This window comes from Rubritalea sp., assembly GCF_039830215.1.
In the GTDB taxonomy this organism is placed as follows: domain Bacteria; phylum Verrucomicrobiota; class Verrucomicrobiia; order Verrucomicrobiales; family Akkermansiaceae; genus Rubritalea.
Genome location: NZ_JBDOPO010000336.1, coordinates 1 through 9,595, shown reverse-complemented (window position 1 = coordinate 9,595; position 9,595 = coordinate 1). Strand labels below are relative to the sequence as shown.

The following is a 9,595-nucleotide window of genomic DNA, read 5'->3' as shown; positions in this document are numbered from 1 at the left end:
AAGACAGCCAGGACACTCACACTTTCGAGCAACAGATTGAGTGTGTCTCCACTCATCAGCAACATGCATCATTAGTGAAACCTCCTCCCGCACTTACACGACCGTTCTCTTCTGAAAAACCAAGGACACAATGACTTAGCCACAGCTATCCGAAATCAATAATACTAATCAAAATTAATTTGCCCTCATTTAAAGAAGGTGAGCGACTGACCCTCGCAACATTGACAGAGGCTTACGACTCGTTAGTCTCTGCATTGATGATAGAAACCCCAATTATAGGTGCAGTCAAAGAACTCTGGCCAATTATGGCGAGTGCCCTGCACATTCTCGGGGCTTGCGCCGTCACGCTGCACGCACTACTGCGGAAGAAGGATGTAAATTCGGCAATTGCGTGGATTGGTCTCGCCTGGCTGTCTCCTATCATCGGATCGATAGCCTACTTAATGCTTGGCATCAACCGCATCCAGCGCACAGGGGTTTCTTTAGGGCTGACAAAAGTCTGGGACCACGATCCTGACCAGCACCTCACGGGTGAAGAAAAAAAACTCATTCACCATGCCAAGTTAGAGCACCCAAACTTTCTCGGGCTCGTCAAACTCGGCTCTCGTTTAATAGGCAAGCCGCTTTTGCTGGGCAACACGATCGACCCATTAATCAATGGGGACGCCGCCTTCCCAGAGATGCTCAAAGCCATTGACCAAGCCTCTGTCTCGGTGTCTCTCAATAGTTACATTTTTGATAGTGATCGAGTTGGCGACCAATTCATTGAAGCTCTAAAAAAAGCGAAAGACCGGGGTGTTGAAGTGCGGGTGATGATCGATGGTGTCGGCTCACGCTACTCCAAACCAAGCATGGTTGGGCGCCTCAAAGAGGCCGGCTTGAACGTGGCAGAATTCCTCCCTTCACGCGCACCCTGGAGCATGGCATTTGCTAACCTGCGCAACCATCGGAAGATTCTCGTGGTCGACGGAAAAATTGGCTTCACCGGCGGCACTAACATCCGCGAAGGCCACAGCCTCAACCTCAAACCTATATTCCCAGTCGCCTGTCTCCACTTCCGTATCGACGGCCCCGCTGTCGCTGAACTCCAAGAAGCCTTTGCCATCGACTGGGCATTCACCAACAAAGAGGAACTCAAAGGCACAACTTGGTTTCCAACTCTTGAACGCTCAGGAACAGTCATTTCACGTGGAGTCCCAGATGGGCCAGATGAAGACCTCGATAAAATCAACGAAATAATTCTCGGTGCTCTATCCGTCGCTCGTGAACGCGTACGGATTATAACTCCGTACTTCCTCCCATCTTACTCCATCCTCGACGCTCTTTCTGTCACTGCCATGCGCGGAGTCCAAGTCGAAATTCTACTGCCGTCCAAAAACAACATCCCTATCATGAACTGGGCCGTCGTGCCCCAACTCCCACGTTTGATAGAAAAAGGCTGTGACATTTACATATCCTCCGCCCCCTTCGACCACACCAAACTCCTAGTTGTCGACCGTCTCTGGTCACTCATCGGATCCACTAACTGGGACGCACGCAGCATGCGCCTAAATTTCGAGTTCAACCTCGAGTGCTACGATGCTGAGCTTGCTGGAAGGCTCGACGCCATCATCGATGAAAAGCTGGGCCGCGCGCGTCAAGTCACGGCGGATGAAATCAATGCTCGCTCACTCCCAACCCGCCTCCGTGATGGCGCAGCTAGGTTGTTCTCACCGTATTTATAAAGCTAGTCTTGGATTCCACCCAGTAATCCAGCCATCGGCAGAGCTATCACTATCTAACTCACTGAGCACGCGCATTACACCATTTCTGGCGAGCTGTCCACCAACCAATGCTTCAGCGTAGCCACACCATCAGTAATCCTTCGAATCCTTTACCATACCAGCACGCACTGGGTTGAGGTCAATGTAGGCTTTCCATCGTTCTAGCTGCATAGCCATTCTCCACCAACACGCTCTTAAAGCACGCCTCCCACAGCGTGCCGCGTATGCTGTGCTTTTTCTTATACCTACTTGAAAAACGCTGCTTAAGCGTCTTCATGAATAAACCAAGATCCCACATACGCTTGGTATAGGATTCCCGAAGCTCAGTAGACGAGTTACTTCAAAAGCTAGTAGCTAGGTCTTAGCCCTTACGGCATGATTTTTCCCATCGGATACATGTACTCGGCGGAGACTTTATCGATGGCAGCCATGACTTCGTCGCTGAGGCAGAGGTCGGCTGCGGCTAGGATGGGTGCCAATTGGCTTTCGTGCGAGACTCCCACAATGGTCGAGCCTACGAAATCGTGTTGCTTACTCCAGGCAGTGGCTAGCGTCACCACATCCATGTCTGCCTGCTTCGCTATGTCAATCAAGCGTGCGGTGGAGGCGGTGGTCTTTTCGTTGACAAAGCGCGCCACCATGCGTCGCTGCCTCTCACCCGCACTGGTAATATAGGAAGTAAAGCGTGCACCTTCGGGCAATTTGCCATCGTTGTACTTACCTGTGATCACCCCACCAGCCAGCGGACTATAAGGAAGTAAGCTCAGCTGCTCGCGACGCAGGCATTCTGCAAGTTCGTCCTCGCAGCGACGATGCAAGATCGAAAAATTATTCTGGATCGTCTCATAACGCGACCAGCCATTTTGATCGCTAGCCCAGAGCGACTTCATGAGGCCGTAACTATCTTCATTACTATTGCCAATGGCACGCACCTTACCTTCTTTGACGAGTTCATCGAGCACCTCGAGGGTACCCTCAGCGCGCATGCCGTGGTCTGGCCAATGGACTTGATAGAGGTCAATGTAGTCGGTCCCGAGCCGGCGCAAGCTTCCTTCTAACGCTTGGCGGATGTGCACGCGATCAAGTGCCGCCTTTCCCCCACGTACGGGAGGATTAAACCAACCATGGGCGGCACCCGCCACCTTACTGGCTATGATCACCGAGCTTCTATCTTTACCCTTCAGCCACTCGCCTATCCACTTCTCGGTAAGCCCAGCCAATTCCTTGCTCGGCGGCACCGGGTAGACTTCAGCAGTGTCAAAAAAATCGATCCCTGCATCCACGGCTTGGTCCATGATGCGAAAGCTCATCGCCTTTTCCGCTTGCACTCCGAAGGTCATCGTGCCCATGCATATCTCACTAACAACGATCCCAGTCCTGCCTAATCGATTTTGCTTCATAGCTATATCATGCCGCTGCCAAGAATCAGATCAAGTGAGGAAAGTTCACCCATTCAAAAAAACTAGGGTGCTATTACTCAAGCTCCCTCGCTTTTCTATAAAAATTTTGCTTATGAACGGGGCGGGTAATCAGGCAGCATAAGAAATTTTTGATGAGTTGAAATATTTCTGAATCCTCGCCGGCCTCTTAGCCAAAATCCTGACTTGAGCTTTAACCAACTCCGCGGATTTACCTTTTCCTCGAAGTGATAGTCGCTTGCTTAGCTCGCATGTTTTTTTAGACAGACAATTTTTAAGAAAGCTACCTCAAATTTGAGGACTATTTTGCCACGTGACTTAGTGCCACGTGAAGGGGTCTGCTCCCAGTCCCGATTAGCCACATTATAGATGCTGTCTATCTCTTTATGTGTGTTCACATCGATTCCCAGCTGGCCGCACTTTTTTAGCAGAAAGCCCTTCTCTAGCTCGATTTACCCCACTTTACGCTCTATCTTGGACTCTCTAACTTCGTGCTTTTTTAACTCTTTCTCACTCTTGTTAGAACTCTCAAAAAGTCCAACCATTCGAGACTCTAACTCCTTTTTCTACTGACTAACCAGGACGGAACTACAGCATTCTCCTGGGCTATGTCATTTACAGAGTGAATCCCCTTGAGAGTTTCGGTGGAGATACGTGCTTTAAATTCAGCCCTGAGGTGTCTTTTCTTACGTTTCATTTGTCTGTTTTTCGGTGAATAAGCCACCGATGAACAGTCAGATATTTCAATATGCTATTGGCTCCGTTTTGCGGGACCACTTCTTCATAACCTTTATCTTCAATGATGACTTCACCACTCTAACAACTACTTCGTTCTAATGGGTTCTCTATTCTGTATGTATTGACAATTGGGTCGTTAATGCTCCTTTATGTTGTTGTGACGCTTAATCCCCATCACTTCAATAAATCATTCATCTACACTTTTGAGTGCCTCCGTGTTGGGCTCATCACTGCAGCTAGCACTCTACTTGTGAGTCAACCTACTCAGTTGATTGCTGAAGAAGTTTCTGCTGTGGAAACTGAAGAGCTTTCATTAGCCGGTCTACAAGAGAACGATAAGCCGCTCAAATACATGTTCGCTACTGACCGACTCAATATGGCTCTGAGCTATAGTGCGCTCTTTCAAGCTGCTATTGGAGATGGTGAATCTGGGGGGGCTGGAGAACTTTCTATCGCAGGTCACTGGACGTTTGTTGGGGAAAAATACCCTAGTCGATTGCTTGAGCGCATCGGGGCTGCGCGAGATGGTCTACTGGCTCTCAAATTTCGATTACGCCACCGCCATGCTCTGCTAGAGAACTCCGCTGCTCAGTTGGGCGGTAATATTGGTTCTATATTAGGAACTACTGATGGTTTCAGTGATAGTGGATTTGAAATTCCAGACTTATATATTCAGCACATATTTCACGAAGGTAAAATCGAGCTCCGCTATGGTCAACTCAGCGTGGAAAGCCGCCTCGACTCACATGCTCTAAGAGGAGCTAAAAAGGCATTTCTCAACCGTGTTTTTTCTACCAACCCGACAGTAGCCTTCCCACGATTTGGTGCTGGTGCGACAGCTCGTTGGCAACTCAACGACCACTTCGATCTGACATATGCATTGACTCAGGTTCAAGCGAGTAAGACGGGGGACCAGGTCGACTTTGATCTGAACTCAGGCAACCTCTTTACTGCCATACAACCAGGATTCACCTGGCGTGGAGACGGCACTGAGAACCATATTCAAGCAATGTTGTGGGCCTCTGATTCGACAGAAGATTTCGAAGAAGATTATGGTTTCAGCTGTAGTTTTGAGCACCACTTCGATGACAATGAAAAATCCCTATTCGTGAAGTTATCTAATAGCAACGGCAATCAAACTGACCTTGACCGAATGGCCGTTATTGGCTTCGGAGCCAACGTACGAGAAAATGATCTCGTCGGCTTCGGACTGGGTGCAGGTCGATCCTCCGACACCAGTGACATTCAAGGAGTTTTCGAAACTTTTTATAGACATCAAGGTCCACTCGACATCCAGATAACTCCCAACGTGCAGTTACTTGCCGGCGATGGAATTCGTGGAAACTTCGCATTTGTGGCTGGACTACGCGGTCATTTAGACTTCTAAAGGGCAGTATCGCATCTTGCAGGTGCAGCGCTGAATACACAATACTCAGCGCGGGGCTGTGGTGTATGATCTCACCTTTTTAGCAAAATATATCAAATGATTCGGATCGCTTTATCTATAGTCTTCTGCTGCTTTTTGAGCTCGTGTGTTTGCACAGTGATTGAAATCTCACAAAATGAACAAACTGAATCTCTAAGGCAAATCCCTCGTGCTGAAAAAATCTATGCAAAGCCTGCCTTCAGCAAAATTCGTAAAGCTAATGAGGCATACGCTCATCAACCTGAAAAATCTGTCGCTCTCTATTTATCGGCAGCGAGAGACCTAGAGCCATACTACATGCTCTCCTCATGGGCTCACAACGCCTATCAGCAAGCTCTCGGGAAAGGGCTCGAACTGATCCAAACTCACCAACTCTGGGGCACTACGGTGAGCTATGCTGACCACAGCTTCGAGATTGCCTCTCATTGCCAGACTAAAGCCGCGCAACTGACCGATATCGACGACCTGCATTACGCTCACAAATACACGAGTTCGGATCTCAGTCCGGCGATAGAGACTCACGGTGTGGGTGTCCCGATGACAGCTTACACCGCTTGGTCGGCTGAACGGGCGCAGAAATTCCCTTTCATGCCCGGAATCGGCTATATTTACTCTGTGACAGCTCTTGCTCACTGGCGTGAAAAAAACTCAGTTAGCTTTCAGCTGATAGATTCACGCGAGAGCGCACAGCTATCCGCAGACTACACCACTCCTCATGCATTTTCCCAAGCAGCAACAAAGTCTCTAATTTTCCAAGGGTTCGTCAACGTCCTACGGCCTGAATATGGGATAAAATCAATGAGCCTTTTTTCCAGTGAACCTATTGATCCAAAAAGGATTCCGGTGGTTTTCGTCCACGGTCTCGCAGCTACGCCTAACCTTTGGGTTAAGCCAACATACGCGCTACTAGCGGATCCCGTGATTCGTGATAACTATCAATTTTATGCGTATTTTTACCCTACAGGACTGCCTCTCTCACACAGTGCCGCGGGACTAAAAAAGGAAATCAAAAATCTTCACGCCTATCTCAAAGGGCACGGAGCTGGTTCTAACGCCGATGAGATGGTGGTTATAGGCCACAGTATGGGCGGGCTGCTCACCAGCGCAATCACCAGAGACTACCAAGGCGCTGCAGCGGAGATCTATACTAAGAGAGTTGACCAGTTAACAGTCAAAACCATGGGAGAACAAGCGATCGTTGAGCTACTAGAAACTCCACCTCTCGATTGTGTTACTCGTGCGGTATTCCTCGCCACTCCTCATCGAGGCTCTTCCTATGCTGACAACTGGATTGGACGCTTCACCTCACACCTCATTGACATTCCTAAAAACATCGTAGCGCTCGACCCTACTCACTACAGGGAAGATCTAACAAGCTTAGGTAAAAGCATCTTTGATATTCAAGAAGGCATGGATGGCGTTCAGCGACTCAGGTACAATAATCCAACATTGAAATATAACCTCACTAGACCAAAGCTCAATAATGTCACCTACCACTCGATCATTGGTGACCGTGGGTGGGGTGGAAAATTAGAAAATAGCTCGGACGGTATAGTAAAGTACTCTAGTTCTCATCTCGAAGGAGTAGCCTCTGAGTTAGTGGTTTCTTCATGGCACAATGCCCAAGACAATAGCAAAGCTCAAGACGAAATGATGCGCATTCTCAAGCTGCACCTTAAAGACAACTAGCTCGGCCACGGGAGCATCTGACCAATAGCGCCCGCCGGCAGCTACCTGCAATGGCTGATCGCCAATTTTCACCATCTGATTCAAACCAAAGTTAAGAGGAGCAGCCCATTGCTCAGCGTGCCAATCAAAAGTCGACTCAGAGTTCAGATACAGAGTGGTCTTGGTCGGCATGCTAATGAGCTACGCCAATGGATTAGCTAATTTCTCGGCTAAATTCGGTTCCTCATCAGAGCTAGCAATATTCTCTTGGTAGTCTTGAGCTCATAGATGACCCGCAGAGAGGAATACTGCTGCGATGGATGTGAGCGGAAGTTTGAAACACATAAGCTTGACTATTTCGTTGGTATTTTAATTTTTCCAGCCTCGTAGTCTTCTAACCACTTTTTACGTGCTGCTAGATTCACTTCGAGCTTCTGAATACGTTGGCGTTCAGCCTTCACTTCACCATACTTTTGCTTGATCAGACGGATGTCAGACTGGAAATCATCCACTGCATCATCTAGTGCTCTCTCGATATCGATAGCAGCACTGTGGCTAATCGCTCGGGTATTCGGCGCGTCTACTAAGGCAAAATCAGCGAGTTGGGCCTTACGCTTAGCTAGCACATCCACATAATGTTCCTGCTCAGATTCTAATAGTGCACGGTATTCAGCTGAGAGCTTTGCATCCTTAAGTCTGTCCGCCACGCCATTAGCGAGCGACTCGTAACGGGTTAAAGACTTTTCGATAGCCGCCTTCACAGCATCGCGCTGCTTCTTGTCCATGCTCTTATCGCGGTTATTCTGAAGCCATTCTTCACTCACCCGCTCATTGTTATGCCAACCACCACGGCCTCCTCCATAGTAGTAATAACCACGACCTCCGCGAGTGTACTTCTCTATGTCTTCTTCTTGCGAGAAAGATTTAGATAACAGCAGAACCTGCGAAACACGCTTCTCCACACGGTCGTCAGCAATCTTTAGATCACCTTCCACATAATCCTTGGGCTCGGTCGGTTTATTTTTTTTCAGCTCACTGATGAGTTCGGCGCGCTTGGATTGGTATTTCTTGGCATTCTCCACCAAGCTTGCCATCGCGGCCATTTTCATCTGACTCACTCTACGGCGTGAAGAATTTGAGTCCTTGAGGCTCGCGAGTTTATTGACGATCTTATCCACTTTACCTTCGAGTCGGTCGTCGAGTCGCAGCACGTCAGCTCCAATTTCATCTAAACGATCACGGCGCTCTTTGATATGCGCCTCAATGCTAGAGATCGAAGCCTTACGTTCTTCGATAGTCAGTGGAGCTTTCGCTGGCTCGGCACTAGGTTTTGCTTCTTGTGCATTCACCAGCCCCATAGTTAAGACTAGAGAGGTGATTGTGATCGGTAGTGTTTTCATCGACGCATTCTGAGCATACTCAACCAAAGAGATCAAACATAAACCTAGCAGTACCTTTAGCTAGCACACTAGGCAGTAAAAGAGGGCAACTCGTCAAATATTTTCCGATAGCCAGCAACAAATTACCCCATCTGCCAAAAAACGGACTCACCCGCAATTTCAGAAATTTTCCTCCGAGTGCTACATGACATGATCTTGCGCCACATTTGGTTGAATAGCATTGATCGCCTCCATTGCTACAAAAGTAGAGTATTCAGACACAATGCGCAGAGACTTCTCGGTGATGTTGCGTTTGAACGTAGAAAGGGACTGAGAGGTTATAAGTTGTTGAACTACTTCTTGAGGTGAGTCGACTGATTTTTCGTTAAGTCATTTAAAGCCTGCCCTTCGAAAAAGTCGATTTGAGATTTAAATGCCTTATCTCACAAGCTAACGAATTGAAACATCCCCCCCCTTTTGCAGGCACTTGAATGACACCGCTCTGCTGTACAAAAACCAGCCATACAAAAAAAATTGAATCGATCTGGGACGGAGTGCGTCCAATCCGCTGAAATCAATTTATATCAGCATGAACAAACTCAAACTTTTCAGTCTCGCCCTCGCCACCTGCCTCGCCCTTCCTAGCTGCATGACCACTTATGACCGGAACGGTCGACCAGTTCAATCCGTCGACCCAGGGCTCGCAGTCGTGGGAATTGTTGGTGCCGGTCTCATCGGTGCAGCCCTCGCCAGCGACAACAACCATAGAGACGGTCATCATAGATCGCATAACGACAGCCACTACCAATATAACTCATGTGACACGGGCGGTGGTCACGGTGATCATAGATGCCACTAAAGTGTAGAGAGCTTCATTTTAGATTTATGATTTTAGAATGAAGAATGCCCTTGCAGCGATCGCTAGTCACAACTCACGTTAGGCAATCTAACTATTGCTACACCGAGACTGAGGAGAAACACCCCAGCCTTTATAATTCGAGAATTTAGTGCCACCGGTGTTAAAAAGTTTCATCGCGCGGGCCTTTCGATGCTTTCGTTTTTTCGCGGTATAGCTAGTTCACCGCTTGGCCAGCTTCATCATTCCTTAAGGGCACCTCCGGCAACTAGCGTTGGTGGTGCTGGAAAGAATTTCAAGCAAGGCAAGGCGTGATGATTGAACGGATTCATATCCGTGAGCGAAGA

Annotated in this window: 7 protein-coding genes; 4 read left to right on the top strand and 3 right to left on the bottom strand. The window is 48.3% G+C overall.

The window, feature by feature from the left end; all coding sequences use genetic code 11:
• Positions 1 to 179: 179 nt before the first annotated feature.
• Entirely contained in the window at positions 180 to 1,724 is a 1,545-nt protein-coding gene (gene cls, locus ABGY95_RS11420) for a cardiolipin synthase (RefSeq protein ID WP_347441812.1), read from the top strand.
• Positions 1,725 to 2,131: 407 nt separating this feature from the next.
• Here the strand turns inward: cls and ABGY95_RS11415 are convergent, their stop codons facing one another.
• Positions 2,132 to 3,163: an aldo/keto reductase gene (locus ABGY95_RS11415; protein WP_347441811.1), complete on the bottom strand. Its 1,032-nt coding sequence runs from the start codon at positions 3,161 to 3,163 to the stop codon at positions 2,132 to 2,134.
• A 571-nt stretch (positions 3,164 to 3,734) separates the two neighbouring features.
• Positions 3,735 to 3,878 carry a hypothetical protein gene (locus ABGY95_RS11410; RefSeq protein ID WP_347441810.1) on the bottom strand — a complete coding sequence of 48 codons (144 nt, stop codon included), beginning with the start codon at positions 3,876 to 3,878 and terminating at the stop codon, positions 3,735 to 3,737.
• 180 nt (positions 3,879 to 4,058) lie between these two features.
• Between ABGY95_RS11410 and ABGY95_RS11405 the strand changes: the two genes are divergently transcribed.
• The gene (locus ABGY95_RS11405) at positions 4,059 to 5,306 is read left to right on the top strand and encodes a hypothetical protein (RefSeq protein ID WP_347441809.1); all 1,248 of its coding nucleotides are present in this window, start codon (positions 4,059 to 4,061) and stop codon (positions 5,304 to 5,306) included.
• Between the two features lie 156 nt (positions 5,307 to 5,462).
• Complete coding sequence (locus ABGY95_RS11400; RefSeq protein ID WP_347441808.1) at positions 5,463 to 7,034, top strand: hypothetical protein; 1,572 nt, start codon at positions 5,463 to 5,465, stop codon at positions 7,032 to 7,034.
• Between the two features lie 332 nt (positions 7,035 to 7,366).
• Here ABGY95_RS11400 and ABGY95_RS11395 read toward each other — a convergent pair whose 3' ends face one another.
• Positions 7,367 to 8,413: a hypothetical protein gene (locus ABGY95_RS11395; RefSeq protein ID WP_347441807.1), complete on the bottom strand. Its 1,047-nt coding sequence runs from the start codon at positions 8,411 to 8,413 to the stop codon at positions 7,367 to 7,369.
• Positions 8,414 to 8,981: 568 nt separating this feature from the next.
• Between ABGY95_RS11395 and ABGY95_RS11390 the strand changes: the two genes are divergently transcribed.
• Positions 8,982 to 9,251: a hypothetical protein gene (locus ABGY95_RS11390; protein ID WP_347441806.1), complete on the top strand. Its 270-nt coding sequence runs from the start codon at positions 8,982 to 8,984 to the stop codon at positions 9,249 to 9,251.
• Positions 9,252 to 9,595: the final 344 nt, after the last annotated feature.

Bases quoted from the DNA above. Each gene is read 5' to 3' on its own strand.
- ABGY95_RS11405 (WP_347441809.1), top strand. From the start codon at position 4,059: ATGCTCCTTTATGTTGTTGTGACGCTTAATCCCCATCACTTCAATAAA.
- ABGY95_RS11415 (WP_347441811.1), bottom strand. From the start codon at position 3,163: ATGAAGCAAAATCGATTAGGCAGGACTGGGATCGTTGTTAGTGAGATA.
- ABGY95_RS11390 (WP_347441806.1), top strand. From the start codon at position 8,982: ATGAACAAACTCAAACTTTTCAGTCTCGCCCTCGCCACCTGCCTCGCC.
- ABGY95_RS11395 (WP_347441807.1), bottom strand. From the start codon at position 8,413: ATGAAAACACTACCGATCACAATCACCTCTCTAGTCTTAACTATGGGG.
- ABGY95_RS11410 (WP_347441810.1), bottom strand. From the start codon at position 3,878: ATGAAACGTAAGAAAAGACACCTCAGGGCTGAATTTAAAGCACGTATC.